At 66.9% G+C, this 14,974-nt stretch carries 16 protein-coding genes and 1 tRNA gene; 6 read left to right on the top strand and 11 right to left on the bottom strand.

Annotated elements, in window-relative coordinates; all coding sequences use genetic code 11:
* Positions 1–85: 85 nt before the first annotated feature.
* The 3 genes from dnaJ to pip form a co-directional block, all read right to left on the bottom strand.
* A complete protein-coding gene (gene dnaJ / locus FG154_RS05250) occupies positions 86–1,234 on the bottom strand; it encodes a molecular chaperone DnaJ (RefSeq protein ID WP_145104969.1) in 1,149 nt (382 codons plus the stop codon).
* Positions 1,235–1,306: 72 nt separating this feature from the next.
* Positions 1,307–3,217 carry a molecular chaperone DnaK gene (dnaK, locus tag FG154_RS05245; protein ID WP_145104968.1) on the bottom strand — a complete coding sequence of 637 codons (1,911 nt, stop codon included), beginning with the start codon at positions 3,215–3,217 and terminating at the stop codon, positions 1,307–1,309.
* A 207-nt stretch (positions 3,218–3,424) separates the two neighbouring features.
* Positions 3,425–4,393 carry a prolyl aminopeptidase gene (gene pip, locus FG154_RS05240; RefSeq protein WP_145104966.1) on the bottom strand — a complete coding sequence of 323 codons (969 nt, stop codon included), beginning with the start codon at positions 4,391–4,393 and terminating at the stop codon, positions 3,425–3,427.
* A 61-nt stretch (positions 4,394–4,454) separates the two neighbouring features.
* Here pip and ubiG point away from each other — a divergent pair, with 61 nt between their 5' ends.
* Complete coding sequence (ubiG, locus tag FG154_RS05235; RefSeq protein ID WP_145104965.1) at positions 4,455–5,198, top strand: bifunctional 2-polyprenyl-6-hydroxyphenol methylase/3-demethylubiquinol 3-O-methyltransferase UbiG; 744 nt, start codon at positions 4,455–4,457, stop codon at positions 5,196–5,198.
* Positions 5,199–5,283: 85 nt separating this feature from the next.
* Here ubiG and FG154_RS05230 read toward each other — a convergent pair whose 3' ends face one another.
* The 8 genes from FG154_RS05230 to FG154_RS05195 all read right to left on the bottom strand — a co-directional run bounded on the left by FG154_RS05230 (position 5,284) and on the right by FG154_RS05195 (position 10,153).
* On the bottom strand, positions 5,284–5,748 hold the full coding sequence (locus FG154_RS05230; RefSeq protein WP_145104962.1) for a PTS sugar transporter subunit IIA: 465 nt from the start codon (positions 5,746–5,748) through the stop codon (positions 5,284–5,286).
* Positions 5,749–5,781: 33 nt separating this feature from the next.
* Positions 5,782–6,357: a ribosome hibernation-promoting factor, HPF/YfiA family gene (gene hpf, locus FG154_RS05225; protein ID WP_145104960.1), complete on the bottom strand. Its 576-nt coding sequence runs from the start codon at positions 6,355–6,357 to the stop codon at positions 5,782–5,784.
* A gap of 226 nt (positions 6,358–6,583) precedes the next feature.
* Complete coding sequence (lptB, locus tag FG154_RS05220) at positions 6,584–7,345, bottom strand: LPS export ABC transporter ATP-binding protein (RefSeq protein ID WP_145104958.1); 762 nt, start codon at positions 7,343–7,345, stop codon at positions 6,584–6,586.
* Positions 7,342–7,833, bottom strand: coding sequence for an LptA/OstA family protein (locus tag FG154_RS05215; RefSeq protein ID WP_145104956.1), 492 nt, complete (start codon positions 7,831–7,833; stop codon positions 7,342–7,344). Before FG154_RS05215 ends, lptB begins: the two co-directional genes overlap by 4 nt.
* A gap of 23 nt (positions 7,834–7,856) precedes the next feature.
* The gene (locus tag FG154_RS05210; protein WP_145104955.1) at positions 7,857–8,471 is read right to left on the bottom strand and encodes a hypothetical protein; all 615 of its coding nucleotides are present in this window, start codon (positions 8,469–8,471) and stop codon (positions 7,857–7,859) included.
* Between the two features lie 3 nt (positions 8,472–8,474).
* Positions 8,475–9,440: a KpsF/GutQ family sugar-phosphate isomerase gene (locus FG154_RS05205; RefSeq protein ID WP_145104953.1), complete on the bottom strand. Its 966-nt coding sequence runs from the start codon at positions 9,438–9,440 to the stop codon at positions 8,475–8,477.
* Positions 9,421–10,035 (bottom strand): ribonuclease D, encoded by a 615-nt coding sequence (locus FG154_RS05200; protein WP_145104951.1) that lies wholly within the window; start codon positions 10,033–10,035, stop codon positions 9,421–9,423. The genes FG154_RS05205 and FG154_RS05200 overlap by 20 nt, the downstream gene beginning before the upstream one ends.
* Positions 10,036–10,068: 33 nt before the next feature.
* A tRNA-Leu gene (locus tag FG154_RS05195) sits at positions 10,069–10,153 on the bottom strand.
* A gap of 151 nt (positions 10,154–10,304) precedes the next feature.
* Here FG154_RS05195 and FG154_RS05190 point away from each other — a divergent pair.
* From FG154_RS05190 to FG154_RS05170, 5 genes are all read left to right on the top strand, one after another.
* Positions 10,305–11,291 carry a complex I NDUFA9 subunit family protein gene (locus FG154_RS05190; RefSeq protein ID WP_145104949.1) on the top strand — a complete coding sequence of 329 codons (987 nt, stop codon included), beginning with the start codon at positions 10,305–10,307 and terminating at the stop codon, positions 11,289–11,291.
* A 33-nt stretch (positions 11,292–11,324) separates the two neighbouring features.
* On the top strand, positions 11,325–12,131 hold the full coding sequence (locus FG154_RS05185; protein WP_145104947.1) for an undecaprenyl-diphosphate phosphatase: 807 nt from the start codon (positions 11,325–11,327) through the stop codon (positions 12,129–12,131).
* A gap of 164 nt (positions 12,132–12,295) precedes the next feature.
* Positions 12,296–13,723 (top strand): NAD(P)-dependent oxidoreductase, encoded by a 1,428-nt coding sequence (locus FG154_RS05180; protein ID WP_011909726.1) that lies wholly within the window; start codon positions 12,296–12,298, stop codon positions 13,721–13,723.
* Between the two features lie 95 nt (positions 13,724–13,818).
* Positions 13,819–14,547, top strand: coding sequence for a hypothetical protein (locus FG154_RS05175; RefSeq protein WP_246100129.1), 729 nt, complete (start codon positions 13,819–13,821; stop codon positions 14,545–14,547).
* Positions 14,537–14,974 (top strand): GFA family protein, encoded by a 438-nt coding sequence (locus tag FG154_RS05170; protein ID WP_145104944.1) that lies wholly within the window; start codon positions 14,537–14,539, stop codon positions 14,972–14,974. Before FG154_RS05175 ends, FG154_RS05170 begins: the two co-directional genes overlap by 11 nt.

The raw sequence follows: 14,974 nt of genomic DNA, 5'->3' as shown, positions 1-14,974 counted from the left end.
CGCCACAGGGTTGCAAAACCCTTAACGCCTCACTGAAACCGCTCGGAAGGGGCTGCGCCGGCCGGGGCGCAGCCCTCGGACAGGCTCAGCCGGTCATGCCATCCCAGAAGCCCTTCACCTTCGAGAAAAAGCTCTTGCCTTCGGGATTGTTGTCCTCGGACAGCTTCTCGAACTCGCGCAGAAGCTCTTTCTGACGGGCGGTCAGGTTCACCGGCGTCTCGACGGCAAGCTCGATCAGCATGTCACCCGCGCCACCGCCACGCAGCGCCGGCATCCCCTTGCCGCGCAGACGCATCTGCTTGCCGGTCTGGCTGCCGGCCGGGATCTTCACCCGGCTGGAACCGCCGTCGATGGTCGGCACCTCGACCTCGCCGCCGAGCGCGGCCGCGGTGATCGAGACCGGCACGCGGCAGAAAAGATGCACGCCGTCGCGCTGGAAGAGCGCATGCTCACGCACCTCTATGAAGATGTAGAGGTCGCCCGAAGGGCCACCCCGCATCCCGGCCTCGCCCTCGCCGGCGAGGCGGATCCGGGTTCCGGTCTCGACCCCGGCCGGAATGTTGACCGAGAGCGAGCGTTCCTTCTCGACCCGTCCGGCGCCGTGGCAGGCCTTGCACGGGTTCTTCACGATCTGGCCCATGCCGTTGCAGGTCGGACAGGTGCGCTCGACGGTGAAGAACCCCTGCTGGGCCCGCACCTTGCCCATGCCCGAGCAGGTCGGGCAGGTCACAGGCTCGGCCCCGCCCTCGGCGCCGGTGCCCTTGCAGCTGTCACAGGCGACCGAGGCCGGCACGTTGATCGTCTTCTGGACCCCGCGATAGGCCTCGTCGAGCGTCACGCGCAGGTTGTAGCGCAGGTCCGACCCGCGCTGCGCCCGTGTGCGGGCAGCGCCGCCGCGGCCACCCATGAAATCGCCGAAAAGATCCTCGAACACATCCGAAAAGGCCGAAGCGAAATCGGCCTGCTGGCCGTAGCCGCCGCGGGCGCCACCGCCACCGCCCATGCCACCCTCGAAGGCCGCATGGCCGTAGCGGTCATAGGCGGCCTTCTTGTCGGCATCCCGCAGGACGTCGTAGGCCTCGTTCACTTCCTTGAACTGCGCCTCGGCCTGAGGATTGTCCGCATTCCGGTCGGGGTGCAGCTCTTTCGCCTTCGTCCGGTAGGCCTTCTTCAACTCATCCGCCGAGGCACCGCGGGAGACGCCCAGAACCTCGTAATAGTCGCGTTTTGCCATTGGCACATCCCCTTGGGCAACGTGAGTGGGGCGGCCCTTTCGAGACCGCCCCCTTCACGTTCCGCTGCGGCCTTACTTCCGCTTGTTCTCGCCGAGATCCTCGAAGTCGGCGTCGACGATGTCGTCATCCACCGACCGCGGACCGTCCTCGTCCGGCGTGGCGCCGGTCTCGGACTGGCTGGCCTTGTAGATCGCCTCGCCGAGACGCATCGCGGCCTCGGTCAGGTTCTGGATGCCGCCCTTGATCTTGCCGGCATCCTCGGTCTTGAGGCTTTCCTCGAGCGCGCCCATCGCCAGTTCGATCGCCTCGACGGTCGAGGGATCGACCTTGTCGCCATGCTCCTCGATCGACTTGCGGGTCGAGTGCAGCAGGCTCTCGCCCTGGTTCTTGGTCTCGACCAGCTCGCGGCGCTTCTTGTCGGCCTCGGCGTTGGCCTCGGCGTCCCGCACCATCTTCTCGATGTCCTCGTCGGACAGGCCGCCCGAGGCCTGGATGGTGATGTTCTGCGACTTGCCGGTGCCCTTGTCCTTGGCGCTGACCGACACGATGCCGTTGGCGTCGATGTCGAAGGTCACCTCGATCTGCGGCATGCCGCGCGGGGCCGGCGGAATGTCTTCCAGGTTGAACTGGCCGAGCAGCTTGTTGTCGGCCGCCATCTCGCGCTCGCCCTGGAAGACCCGGATCGTCACCGCGTTCTGGTTGTCCTCGGCGGTCGAGAACACCTGGCTCTTCTTGGTCGGGATCGTGGTGTTGCGGTCGATCAGGCGGGTGAACACGCCGCCCAGCGTCTCGATGCCGAGCGAGAGCGGGGTCACGTCGAGCAGCACCACGTCCTTGACGTCGCCCTGCAGCACGCCCGCCTGAATGGCGGCGCCGAGCGCCACGACCTCATCAGGGTTCACGCCCTTGTGCGGCTCCTTGCCGAAGAACTTGGTGACCTCTTCCACCACCCGCGGCATCCGGGTCATGCCGCCGACGAGAACCACCTCGTCGATGTCCGACTTCGAGACGCCGGCATCCTTCAGCGCGGCCTCGCAGGGCTTCAGCGACTTCTTGATGAGATCGGCCACGAGGCTTTCGAGCTTCGCCCGGGTCAGCTTCATCACCATGTGCAGCGGCTGGCCGGTGTTGCGGTCCATGCTGATGAAGGGCTGGTTGATCTCGGTCTGCTGGCTCGACGACAGCTCGATCTTGGCCTTTTCAGCCGCTTCCTTCAGCCGCTGCAGCGCCATCTTGTCGAGCGTCAGATCAACGCCATGCTCTTTCTTGAACTCGTCCGCGAGGTAGTTGACGATCCGCATGTCGAAGTCCTCGCCGCCGAGGAACGTGTCCCCGTTGGTCGATTTCACCTCGAAGAGGCCGTCGTCGATCTCGAGGATCGTGATGTCGAAGGTGCCGCCGCCGAGGTCATAGACCGCGATCGTCTTGGTGTCCTTCTTGTCGAGACCGTAGGCCAGTGCTGCCGCCGTCGGCTCGTTGATGATGCGCAGCACCTCGAGGCCCGCGATCTTGCCGGCGTCCTTGGTCGCCTGACGCTGGGCGTCGTTGAAATAGGCGGGCACGGTGATGACGGCCTGCGTGACCGTCTCGCCGAGGTAGGCCTCGGCGGTTTCCTTCATCTTCTGCAGGATGAAGGCCGAGATCTGGCTCGGCGAATATTTCTCGCCACGCACCTCGACCCAGGCGTCGCCATTGCCGCCGTTGACGATGGAATAGGGGACGAGCTTCTTGTCCTTTTCCACCTCGGCATCGCCCACGCGGCGGCCGATCAGGCGCTTGACGGCGAAGACGGTGTTCGAGGGGTTGGTGACCGCCTGACGCTTGGCCGGCTGGCCCACGAGGCGTTCGCTGTCGGTGAAACCGACGATCGAGGGCGTCGTGCGCGCCCCTTCCGAGTTCTCGATCACACGGGGTTGCGCGCCGTCCATGATGGCAACGCAGGAGTTGGTCGTCCCGAGGTCGATCCCGATGACTTTGGCCATGTATGCACCTCTCTTGCGGCGATGTTGTGGGGGTCAGGCCCGACTGTCGGCGTCCGATCCCCTATCCCGAATTCAGGCCGAAGGAGTGGCACCCCCTTCGGCTACCGGGCGTATATAGGGGGGGGCATTTGGGGCTGCAAGCGTCACGCCGCCGTGAAAATCATGTCAAACTGCCGATGATTTTCAGGCCCCGGCCGCCAGGCGGGCCTAGCGCGGAAGCGTGTCCATCACGCGTACCAGCTCGGCGCTGATGCCGGGCTCCGAAAGAGCGTGGCCCGCGAAGGGCACCAGCCGCAGGTCCGCCTTGTCCCAGCCCTCGGCCAGTTTCCAGGCAGAGAGCGGGGGGCAGATCATGTCGTAGCGCCCCTGCACGATCACGGCCGGGATGTGCGCGATCCGCGAGCGGTTGGCGAGGATCCAGCCGTCATGCTCGAGGAAACCTGCATTCGAGAAATAATGATTCTCCAGCCGGGCGAAGGCGCGCGCATATTCCGACGGGCTCTCGCCCATCGGCCCGTCCTGCGTGACCGAGGCCAGCGCATTCTCCCAGTTGGCCCAGGTTCGGCCAAAGCGCGACTCTTCCATCAGGTTGCCCGAGAAGAGCCGCCTCCGGTAGGCCGCGATCAGGTCGCCCCGCTCTTCCGGCGGAACCGGAGCGATGAACCGTGCCCAGACGTCGGGAAAGAAGGCAGCCGCGCCACCCCCGTAGAACCAGTCCAGTTCGGCCCGGGTCATCAGGAAGACACCGCGCAGCACGAGGTTCGTCACCCGCTCGGGGTGCGAAATGGCGTAGATCAGCGCCAGCGTGGCGCCCCAGCTGCCTCCGAAGCAGGTCCAGCGGTCGATCCCCAGCTTGGCGCGGATCACCTCGATGTCCGAGACGAGATGCCAGGTCGTGTTGGCCTCGACCGAGGCATGGGGCCGCGACCGCCCGCAGCCGCGCTGGTCGAAGAGCACCACACGGTAGCGTTCGGGATTGAAATAGCGGCGCATCGAGGGGCTGCAGCCGCCGCCCGGCCCGCCATGGAGCACGAGCACCGCCTCACCGCGGGGGTTGCCGCACTGCTCGACATAGATCCGGTGGCCGTCGCCCATGTCGATCACCCGCTGATCGAACGGGTCGATCGACGGATAAAGGAATTCGACTGCGCGCTTTTGGCCTGATCTTTGATCCATGGTCGTCCTATATAACCTCGCCAGCCTGATCCGCTACCGTTGAAACCGCAAGGAGTTTCCCATGTCTGCCACCTCCACCATCGACCCGGCCGAAGTCGCCAAGTTCGAGGCCATGGCGGCGGAATGGTGGAACCCGCACGGAAAGTTCAAGCCCCTCCATCAGATGAACCCCTGCCGGCTGGATTACATCACCCGGCAGATCGCCGCCGAGTTTGACCGCGACCTCTCGGCCCCTCTGCCGTTCCAGGGTCTGCGGCTGCTCGACATCGGCTGCGGCGGCGGGCTTCTGTCGGAACCGATGGCGCGACTTGGCGCGGACGTGGTGGGCGCCGACGCGGCGCCGCGCAACATTCCGGTGGCGAGGCTTCATGCCGAGCAGTCGGGCCTGACCATCGACTACCGCAACACGACCGCCGAGGATCTCGTGGCCGCAGGCGAGCGGTTCGACGTCGTGCTGAACATGGAGGTGGTCGAGCATGTGGCCGACCCCCTGGCCTATCTGACCGCCTGCCGCGAGCTGCTGAAGCCCGGTGGCCTGATGGTCTGCTCGACCCTCAACCGCAATCCCAAGAGCTTTGCGATGGCGATCGTCGGGGCCGAATGGATCATGCGCTGGCTGCCCAAGGGCACGCACGACTGGTCCAAGTTCATCACGCCGGACGAGCTTTACGAGCTGATCCGCAAGGCGGGCCTCGATCCGGTGGACCGCAAGGGCATGGTGTTCAACCCCGTCAGCTGGAGCTGGAGCCTGTCGGATCGGGACCTGTCGGTGAATTACGTGACCGCCAGCGTGCGCCCGCGCTAGTGGCCCGTCCACGTCGCGGGCGCGGGCCTGGCCGGATCGAAAGGACCGGCCGCGGGACGCGCGGCGTGATCCGTTCGCCCCGGGATCAGGCGGCCTGCGGCGCGCGGGTTTCCGTCAGGATCGCGTGAAGCTTGGCGGGATCGGTGTTCGCGCGCAGCTTGGTGCAGACGCCCGCATCGCGCATGGTGCGCGACACGAGCGCCAGGGCCTTGAGGTGGTCCACCCCGGAGTCCTTCGGCGCGAAGAGCGCGAAGACGAGGTCCACCGGCTGGCGGTCCACGCTGTCGTAGTCGAGCGGCTTTTCAAGGCGCAGGAACACGCCCACGATCCTGTCCAGATCCTCGAGCCGGGCGTGCGGCAGTGCGATGCCGTGCCCGACGCCCGTCGGGCCAAGGCTCTCGCGCTCCTGCAGCCCGTCGATGGCCACCGAGGCATTCAGGCCATAGGCCTGAGCGGCAACCTCTCCCAGTTCCTGGAAGAGGCGCTTCTTGCTGGTAACCTGACTCAGAACCCGAACGGCTTCCGGCATCAGAAGTTTGGATAGTTCCATGGGCGGTCGCTTGTCCTGCGCCTTGGGCGCGCGCTATTTGCTGTTGCGCGGGTCGATCCAGCCGATGTTCCCGTCATCCCGACGGTAGACGACGTTCACCCCGCCATGACCTTCATTGCGGAAGACAAGCATGTTGTGGCCCGCGAGTTCCAGCTGCATGACGGCCTCGCCCACGGTGATCGAAGGAACCTTCGTCTCCATCTCGGCGATCACCATCGGCTGAAGCGTATCGGCCTCTCCATCCTCGGCTTCCTCGGATGCGGCGAGGATATAGGAGGAACCCGGACCGAATTCAACCGGGGCCGTTCGCTCCCGGTGATGGTCGCGCAGGCGGCGCTTGTAGCGGCGCAACTGCTTGTCCATCTTCTCGCGGCAGCTCTCGAAGGCGGCATAGATCTCGGTCGCCCGGCCCGTGGCCTGCGCGGTCAGTCCGGTCGAGAGATGGATGGTGGCTTCGCAGACATGTTCATGCGCAACGCGCGAAAAGACGATCGTCGCCTCGGTGGGGCGCTGGGCATACTTCTCGATCACCTCGCCAAGCTCGGACTTGACGTGGGTCTGCAGCGCCTCACCGATGTCGATCTGTTTCCCGCTGATCTGGTATCGCATGATTCCTCCTTTTGACTCGGCATGGCCAGTCCGCCCCGAACCGGGGTGCCCGCCGATCTGTTATTGCGGATGCGGGCAAACGTCGGAACCCATGGGGCCTTGCACTTCTGCGGGGCCTTGAAGGAGCGGCGACGAGGGCGGGTTCTGCACGCATCAAGGTCATTTGGCTGCTTTTGGCGCGCGCTTGTCAACAGCAAGCTCAAGCCCTTCGCCTGACCTGAAGGTGCTACGAGATGCGGAAGTTCTGCCCGAGATAGACCCGCCGCACCATTTCGTCGTGAACCACTTCTTCCGTCGTTCCGCTCTTGAGGACGGTGCCGTCGTGCAGAATGTAGGCCCTGTCCACGATTTCCAGCGTTTCCCGTACGTTATGGTCGGTGATCAGCACCCCGATGCCCCGGCTCTTGAGGTCGTGGACGAGGCTGCGGATCTCGCCCACGGCGATCGGATCGACGCCTGCGAAGGGCTCGTCGAGCAGCAGGTAGCGGGGATCTGCGGCAAGACAGCGCGCAATCTCCACCCGTCGCCGCTCACCGCCCGAGAGGGCGAGCGCGGGCGTGCGCCGCAGATGGGCGATCGAGAATTCGCCCAGCAGCTCCTCGAGCCGCTCGCGCCGGGTGTGGGGGTCCTTTTCGGTGATCTCGAGCACCGCGAGGATGTTGTCCTCGACCGACAGGCCGCGGAAGATCGAGACCTCCTGCGGCAGGTAGCCGATCCCCATCCGCGCGCGGCGATACATCGGCAGGGCCGTGACGTCGCGGCCCTCGATCATGACCTGACCGCTCTCGGGGCTGATGAGGCCGGCGATGGCGTAAAAGCAGGTCGTCTTGCCCGACCCGTTCGGCCCGAGCAGTGCGACGACCTCTCCACGGTCGAGATGCATGGTCACATCGCGGATGACCGGCCGGCGCTTGTAGCTCTTGCGCAGGCCGATGACCTGAAGACCGGACCTTTCGTCCGAGAGGATGAACCCGGATTTCGCGTTCATGGCGACGTGCCCGGACGGAAGACGGTCTGCACCCGGCCCTCCATGCGGCCGGTGCCGGCGGTGAGGTCGATCACCAGCCTCTGACCGGCGAGCGTGTTGGGCCCCTGCGTGAGCAGGACATCGCCGGTCATCACGACCTCGCCGCTCTCGATCGTGTAGATGGCCTCCTGCGCCTCGGCCGCCTCGCGCTCGTTGGCCAGCGTGACCCCGCCGGAGGCGTGGAGCCTGCGGATCCCGCCCCCGTCGGGCCCGTATTCCACCCGGACCGACTGCGCGGCGAGGCGCATCGGACCCTGCACCACCCGGACATTGCCGAGAAAGATCGCCGTTCCGTCCGCCTGGTTCACCTGCAGCTCATCGGACTCGATCTCGACGGGCAGCGAGGTGTCCTGCGTCAGCCCGCCCCCGAAGGCCACGTTGGCGCCCTGTGCGAGCGCCGCCGCGGGCAGCCAGAGCGCGGCGGCCGCCGCCATCAGGATCGTCTTCATCACATGCCTCGACATCGGGTCCATCACTTCGTCGGATCGTACACCAGCTTCACACGATTCCCGAAGGTGAGCACATAGCTGCCGGGTGCTCCGGGATCCTCGCTCAGGCGCATCGAGCCGGCATCGATGCGGCCGGCGGGGCCTGTCGCCTCGAGCGCGCCCACGGACCGCACGTCGGTCTCGTCCAGCCCGGCCGTCATGGCCTCGGTTGTCAGATGGTAGCCGGTCGAGGTTTCCAGTTCCACCCCGCCGCCAAGCCGCAAAAGACGCGCCTCGCCGTCCAGCGACCCGGTCGCCGCCACAAGGCTTGCAACCGCGCCGTCCGGTGTCTCGAGGCGCGCATGCAGCGAGGCAGCCCGCCCCTCTTCTCCCGCGGTCTGGCCCGGCCGGGCCTCGGCCGCCTCGACGCTGAGGGCGGCGCCGTCGCTCGTGATGCCCGCCCAGGTCGGCGCGGTGATCCGGGGTTCGCGCACCAGCCCTTCGACATCCACCTCGGCATAGGGAATCGCATCGTCGGGATTGATGGTGCGCGCGACGAGGAACAGGGTGGACAGCACCGCCAGCGCCGCCAGCGGCAGGACGATCTTCAGCCAGGCGACCAGCCGGGAGTGAAGATTGTCAGGCCGCTGCGCCGCCATCGGTCACACCACTCCGGCGCGCAGGCAATCGTGGATGTGGATCAGCCCGACGGCCGCGCCCGACCCTTCGGGATCGACCACGAAGAGCGAGGTGATCTTCCGGGCGTTCATCTCGGCCACGGCCCGCTCGGCCAGCGCGTCGGGCGCGATGGTGCGCGGATTGCGGGTCATCACATCTTCGACGCAGAGCCCGAGCAGCCCGTCCAGATGGCGCCGAAGGTCGCCGTCGGTGATGACCCCCTCGAGCCGCCCGTCCTGTCCGGTCACGCCCAGCACCCCGAACCCGAGCCGGCTCATGGTGATCAGCGCCTCGCCCATGGGTGTGCCCGCGTCCACCAGCGGCAGGTTGCGGTGCATGAGATCGGCCACCTTCGCGAGCCGTGCCCCGAGCTTGCCGCCGGGGTGGAAGACGCGGAAATGCTCGGGCGTGAACTGCCGATGCTCCATCAGGGCGATGGCCAGCGCATCGCCCAGGGCCAGCGTCATGGTCGTCGAGGAGGTCGGCACGATCCCGTTGCCACAGGCCTCGGGCGCGGGTGGCAGCAGCAGCGCCACGTCCGACTGCCGCAGGAGCGTCGATTGCGCCCGGCCCGCCACGCCGATCAGCGGAATGTCGAAGCGCCGGGTGTGGGCGATGATGTCGGCCAGTTCCGGCGTTTCGCCCGAATTGGACAGCACAAGGGCCACGTCGTCCCGCGTGACCATGCCAAGGTCGCCGTGGCTGGCTTCGGCCGGATGGACGAACTGCGCGGGCGTGCCTGTCGAGGCAAGCGTCGCGGTGATCTTGCGCCCGATGTGGCCCGATTTGCCCATGCCCGAGACGATCACGCGCCCGCGCGCGCGCAGGATCATCTCGACAGCTTCGCCAAAGGCCTCGCCCAGGCTGTCGCCCAGCAGCGACAGGGCCTCGGCCTCGGTGGCGATGACCCTGCGGGCGGTGGCGAGGAAATCAGTGGTGGAAGATGTCATTCGGTTCGTCCCAGCCCATCAGGTCGAGCTCTGCCCGCGTGGGAAGGAAATCAAAGCAGCGTTGCGCCAGTTCCATCCGCCCCTCGCGCAGGAGCCGCGCCTCGAGTTCCTCCTTCAGCCGGTGAAGGTGAAGCACGTCCGAGGCGGCATAGTCCTTCTGCGCATCCGTCAGCTCGGCCGCGCCCCAGTCCGAGGTCTGCTGCTGCTTTGACACATCGACGCCCACCAGTTCGAGCAGCAGATATTTCAGCCCGTGCCGGTCGGTGAAGGTGCGCACCATCTTCGAGGCAATCTTGGTGCACCAGACCGGCTCGGTCCGCACGCCGAAGGCGCGCTGCAGGGCGGCGATGTCGAAGCGGCCGAAGTGGAACAGCTTCAGCACCTGCGGATCGGTCAGCAGACGTTCCAGATTCGGTGCGCTGGTCTGCCCGCGCTCGATCTGCACCAGATGCGCGTCACCGTCCCCGGCCGACAGCTGCACGACGCACAGCCGGTCACGCCGCGGGTCAAGGCCCATGGTCTCGGTGTCGATGGCGACCACCCGGCCGAGATCGAGCCCGTCCGGCAAGTCGTTCCGATGCAGGTGGATTGTCACTGTCTGATCCTTCGAATTGGCACGAAGGATCGATGGTGCCCAGGAGAGGACTCGAACCTCCACGCCTTGCGGCACACGGACCTGAACCGTGCGCGTCTACCAATTCCGCCACCTGGGCCGGTGTCGTGAGCCGCGATGTATATGGGGGATTCGGCAGTGTCAACGGGGTGTCATGAAAAATCCGCAGGATCATTCACGCTTGTTCCCCTGCCGCCGTAAAGTTATGGGAAGGGGCAATCTTTGGGGCCAAGCCGGGGTGAGGACGGAAGATGAGCAAGCTGGTGACGATCTACGGCGGGTCGGGCTTCGTGGGGCGCTACATCGCGCGCCGGATGGCCCAGCAGGGTTGGCGCGTTCGCGTGGCCGTGCGCCGTCCGAACGAGGCGCTGTTCGTCAAGCCCTACGGGGTCGTCGGGCAGGTCGAGCCGGTGTTCTGCAACATCCGCGACGATGCCTCGGTGCGGGCGGTGATGCACGGGGCCGATGCGGTGGTAAACTGCGTGGGCATCCTGGCCGAGACCGGAAAGAACCGCTTCCAGTCGGTGCAGGCCGAGGGCGCCGCCCGCGTGGCGCGGCTGGCCGCGGCCGAGGGCGTGCAGACGCTGGTGCAGATCTCGGCGATCGGCGCCGATGCGGACTCTCCCAGCGCCTATGCGCGCAGCAAGGCCGCCGGTGAGGCCGCCGTGCTTCAGGCCTTCCCGCGCGCGGTGATCCTGCGTCCTTCGGTGATCTTCGGCCCCGAGGATGATTTCTTCAACCGCTTTGCGCGCATGGCCCGCTTCAGCCCGGTTCTGCCGGTCGTGGGCGGCGAGACCCGGTTCCAGCCGGTGTTCGTGGACGATGTGGCGCAGGCCGCCGTGGCGGGTGTTCTGGGCCAGGCGGCGCCCGGCATCTACGAACTCGGCGGCCCCGACGCGCTGAGCTTCCGCGCGCTGATGCAGATGCTGCTGCGGGTGATCGAGCGGCGCAAGATGATCGTCAACGTGCCCTTCGGCGTGGCGAGGCTGATGGCGGCGACGCTCGATCTGCTTCAGACGGTGACGCTCGGACTTCTGTCGAACAAGACGCTGACGCGGGATCAGGTGCGCAACCTGGCGCGCGACAACGTGGTCTCGCCCGGCGCCAAGGGGCTGGCGGATCTCGGCATCTCGCCCACCGCCATGGAGGCGGTGCTGCCCGAATACCTCTGGAGCTATCGCCCGTCCGGCCAGTATGCCTCGATCAAGGCTTCGGCCCGCAACCTGCGCAAGACCTGAGACGGGCCGGATCTGAATCAACACGGAGCGACCATGACGGACTCGACCACGCTGGTCGCGCTTGTTCTCGGACTGCTGGAAGGCCTGACTGAATTCATTCCCGTCTCCTCGACGGGGCATCTTCTGCTTGCCGGCCACTTCCTCGGATTTCAGAGCGCGGGCCGCAGCTTCGAGGTGGTGATCCAGCTCGGCGCGGTGCTCGCGGTGCTGACGGTCTATGCGTCAAAACTGATCTCGGTGATCCGGGCGGCGCCGCGGGATCCGCAGGCGGCGCGCTTTCTCGCGGCGGTGCTGCTGGCGTTCCTGCCGGCGGTGGTGGTCGGCGTGATGGCGCACGGCTTCATCAAGACCGTGCTGTTCGAGGCGCCCATCGTGATCGCGATCATGCTGATCCTCGGCGGCATCATCCTGCTCTTCGTGGACCGGATGGCGCCAGCGCCGCGCTACAATGACGTGACGGAGGTGCCGCTTGGCGTGGCACTGAAGATCGGGTTCTTCCAGTGTCTCGCCATGGTTCCCGGCGTCTCGCGGTCGGGGGCGACCATCGTCGGCGCCCTGTTGCTCGGAACGGGCAAGCGCGCCGCGGCCGAGTTCTCCTTCTTCCTGTCCATGCCGACGATGGCGGGGGCCTTTGCCTTCGACCTTTACAAGAACCGCGACGTCCTCGATGCCGGGGCGCTGAGCGAGATTGCCGTCGGCTTCCTCGCCGCCTTCGTGGCGGCCGTGCTCGTGGTGCGCTGGCTGCTCGGCTATGTCAGCCGGCACGGATATTCCTTGTTCGGCTGGTGGCGAATCATCGTAGGCTCGGTGGCCTTGGTGGCTCTCCTGAAAGGCTTCTGAGGCGGTAGGTAACGGATGCTGACCTAACTGCGGCGAAAAAGTCCGCTCCAGACTGCCGAACCGAGAAAAAAGCCGTAATTAGGTCAGTCATGCTGACTTTTATCGCTGGCGACCCTGCTGTATGAGGTCCGAACCCCGCAGTCGGCCTCGAGGGAGGGCTCAGCATGGCAAAAGAACCGATGCTCCAGTTCGTCAAGATGGCGAGGGAGACCCCCGAGAAACGTCCGGCCAACCTGCGGTCGCACGATTTCCACGAGATCTACCGCGAGTTCGCCGCCGCCAAGGCGGCCGAGCAGGCCAGCCGCTGCAGCCAGTGCGGCGTTCCCTTCTGCCAGTCGCATTGCCCGCTGCACAACAATATCCCTGACTGGCTGCGCCTGACCGCCACGGGCCGCCTTCAGGAAGCCTACGAGATCAGCCAGGCCACCAACACCTTCCCCGAGATCTGCGGCCGCATCTGCCCGCAGGACCGTCTCTGCGAGGGCAACTGCGTGATCGAGCAATCGGGCCACGGCACGGTGACCATCGGCGCGGTCGAGAAATACATCACCGACATGGCCTGGGAGAACGGCTGGGTGACGCCCGGCCGCCCCATGCACGAGCGGTCGGAATCAGTGGGCATCATCGGGGCGGGGCCGGGTGGTCTCGCCGCCGCCGATGCGCTGCGCCGCGCCGGGCTTCAGGTCACGGTCTATGACCGCTACGACCGCGCGGGCGGGCTGCTGACCTACGGCATTCCGGGCTTCAAGCTGGAAAAGGACGTGGTCATGCGCCGCGTCGAGCAGCTCGAGCAGGCGGGCGTGCAGTTCGTGCTCAACTGCAACGTGGGCGAGGATCTCAGCTTTGACGCGATCCGGGGCCAGCATGACGCGGTGCTGATCGCGACGGGCGTCTACAAGCAGCGCGACCTTGCGGCGCCGGGCGTGGGCTCGGCGGGCGTGGTGCAGGCGCTCGACTATCTGACCCTGTCCAACCGGCGCAGCTTCGGCGACGAAGTCGATGCCGACGGGCTTGATGCCAGCGGCAAGCGCGTCGTGGTGATCGGCGGCGGCGACACGGCGATGGACTGCGTGCGCACCGCCATCCGCCAGGGCGCGACCAGCGTGAAGTGCCTCTATCGCCGCGACCGGGCCAACATGCCGGGCTCGCAGCGCGAGGTCGCCAATGCCGAGGAGGAAGGTGTCGAGTTCGTCTGGCTCGCGGCGCCGCGCGGCTTCATCGCGGGCGACGCGGTCGAGGGCGTGATCGTGCAGAAGATGCGTCTGGGCGAGCCCGACGCGTCCGGCCGGCAGATGCCCGAGGTGATCGAGGGTGCCGACTATGTCGAGCCGGCCGACCTCGCCATCATGGCGCTGGGCTTCGAACCCGAGGATCTGCCGACGCTCTGGGGCGTGCCCGAACTGGCCGTGACGCGCTGGGGCACGATCAAGGCCGACTTCCGCACCCACGCGACCAGCCTGCCCGGCGTTTATGCCGTGGGCGACATCGTGCGGGGCGCGAGCCTCGTCGTCTGGGCCATCCGCGACGGCCGCGAGGCGGCGGACGCGATCCTCGACTATCTGGCGCAACCGGCCATCGCCGCGGCCGAATAGGCGCCTCTCCGCGAAGCGACCGCCCGGAAGGTCCCGGGCGGCCGGTGCGACCGGGCTCCGGGGTGCTCCGGGCACGAGGTGATGGGACCATGGGCATGACGCTTCTGACGAAGATCCTGGCGGGAGGTCTGGCGCTGGCTGCGGCTGCGCCCGCGCTCGGCTCGGGGCGGACCTTCACGCCACCCGAGGGGTGCTCGGCCTTTCTCACCGTGCAGTCGCGCGGCTGCCGGGTCTCGCACCACTACCGTTGCGAGAAGGACCCGGCCGGCGATCAGTGGCGCGTGGACTTCGATCAGGACGGCCTCTTCTTCTCGTCCCACATCGACCGCGAGGCGCAGTGGGTCGAGAGCTACGAGATGTTTCCCCCGGCCCGCCAGACGCTCGACCCGAACCCGGCCGACCCGGCCTCGTTCACCGAGCTTCTGGACGGGGCGGACAGCTACGACTTCGGGCTGACGCGCGACACGGGCGAGCGGAGCCGCGTGACCGGCTATGACCGGCTGACCGGGCAGAGCTTCACCATCGACGGCGTCGTGCTGCAGGAGACCGAGTTCGAGTTCACCGAGACCAGCATCGGCGGCACCGTCCTGCGGCAGGCCCACGGACGGGAGTATATCCATCCCGAGTGGCGGCTGTTCTTTGCCGGCCCGACGCAGTGGGCGGACGGGACGGGCGGCTTCCTGCCCGTCGATGGCAGCCCCGTGCAGTTCGTCTTTCCTGGCGAGCCCGGCTTCCTCGTCACCGAGCCGATCTTCGACTGCGACGCGATCCTGTCGCAGGCGCCCGAAGACGGCCAGATCCTGAAGGTGCGCCATGACCGCTGAACGGACAGGGCACTGCCTCTGCGGGGCGGTCGCGGTCACCGCGACTCACGCCCCGCACGAGATCGGCGCCTGCCATTGCGAGATGTGCCGCCGCTGGACGGGCTCGGCCTTCGTCACGATGATGGTCCCCGAGACCGCCCTGACCGTGACCGGCGCCGACCATGTCCGGCGCTACGCCTCGTCCGGCTGGGCCGAACGCTGCTTCTGCGGCACCTGCGGCTCGACCCTCTGGTATCGCCTGACGGCGCCGGGGATGCCGCGCGACTATTACATGGCGGCGGGGCTGCTGGATGACCTGAGCGGCATCCGCCTCGCCCACGAGATCTACATCGACCGCAAGCCCGACGCCTGGAGCTTTGCCGGTCCGACCCACCAGATGACGGAAGCCGAGTTTCTCGCCACGCTTCCAGCCAGCCCAGAGGAGTGA

Source organism: Cereibacter sediminicola, assembly GCF_007668225.1.
Lineage (GTDB): Bacteria > Pseudomonadota > Alphaproteobacteria > Rhodobacterales > Rhodobacteraceae > Cereibacter_A > Cereibacter_A azotoformans.
This window is presented reverse-complemented; position numbering and strand designations above follow the sequence as displayed.

What these genes read in the sequence shown, in the direction of transcription:
- FG154_RS05215 (WP_145104956.1), bottom strand. Translation starts at nt 7,833, where the DNA reads ATGAAGACGATCCTGATGGCGGCGGCCGCCGCGCTCTGGCTGCCCGCG.
- FG154_RS05180 (WP_011909726.1), top strand. Translation starts at nt 12,296, where the DNA reads ATGGCAAAAGAACCGATGCTCCAGTTCGTCAAGATGGCGAGGGAGACC.
- lptB (WP_145104958.1), bottom strand. Translation starts at nt 7,345, where the DNA reads ATGAACGCGAAATCCGGGTTCATCCTCTCGGACGAAAGGTCCGGTCTT.
- FG154_RS05205 (WP_145104953.1), bottom strand. Translation starts at nt 9,440, where the DNA reads ATGACATCTTCCACCACTGATTTCCTCGCCACCGCCCGCAGGGTCATC.
- FG154_RS05210 (WP_145104955.1), bottom strand. Translation starts at nt 8,471, where the DNA reads ATGGCGGCGCAGCGGCCTGACAATCTTCACTCCCGGCTGGTCGCCTGG.
- pip (WP_145104966.1), bottom strand. Translation starts at nt 4,393, where the DNA reads ATGGATCAAAGATCAGGCCAAAAGCGCGCAGTCGAATTCCTTTATCCG.
- ubiG (WP_145104965.1), top strand. Translation starts at nt 4,455, where the DNA reads ATGTCTGCCACCTCCACCATCGACCCGGCCGAAGTCGCCAAGTTCGAG.
- FG154_RS05190 (WP_145104949.1), top strand. Translation starts at nt 10,305, where the DNA reads ATGAGCAAGCTGGTGACGATCTACGGCGGGTCGGGCTTCGTGGGGCGC.
- FG154_RS05175 (WP_246100129.1), top strand. Translation starts at nt 13,819, where the DNA reads ATGACGCTTCTGACGAAGATCCTGGCGGGAGGTCTGGCGCTGGCTGCG.
- FG154_RS05170 (WP_145104944.1), top strand. Translation starts at nt 14,537, where the DNA reads ATGACCGCTGAACGGACAGGGCACTGCCTCTGCGGGGCGGTCGCGGTC.
- dnaK (WP_145104968.1), bottom strand. Translation starts at nt 3,217, where the DNA reads ATGGCCAAAGTCATCGGGATCGACCTCGGGACGACCAACTCCTGCGTT.
- dnaJ (WP_145104969.1), bottom strand. Translation starts at nt 1,234, where the DNA reads ATGGCAAAACGCGACTATTACGAGGTTCTGGGCGTCTCCCGCGGTGCC.
- FG154_RS05230 (WP_145104962.1), bottom strand. Translation starts at nt 5,748, where the DNA reads ATGGAACTATCCAAACTTCTGATGCCGGAAGCCGTTCGGGTTCTGAGT.
- hpf (WP_145104960.1), bottom strand. Translation starts at nt 6,357, where the DNA reads ATGCGATACCAGATCAGCGGGAAACAGATCGACATCGGTGAGGCGCTG.
- FG154_RS05185 (WP_145104947.1), top strand. Translation starts at nt 11,325, where the DNA reads ATGACGGACTCGACCACGCTGGTCGCGCTTGTTCTCGGACTGCTGGAA.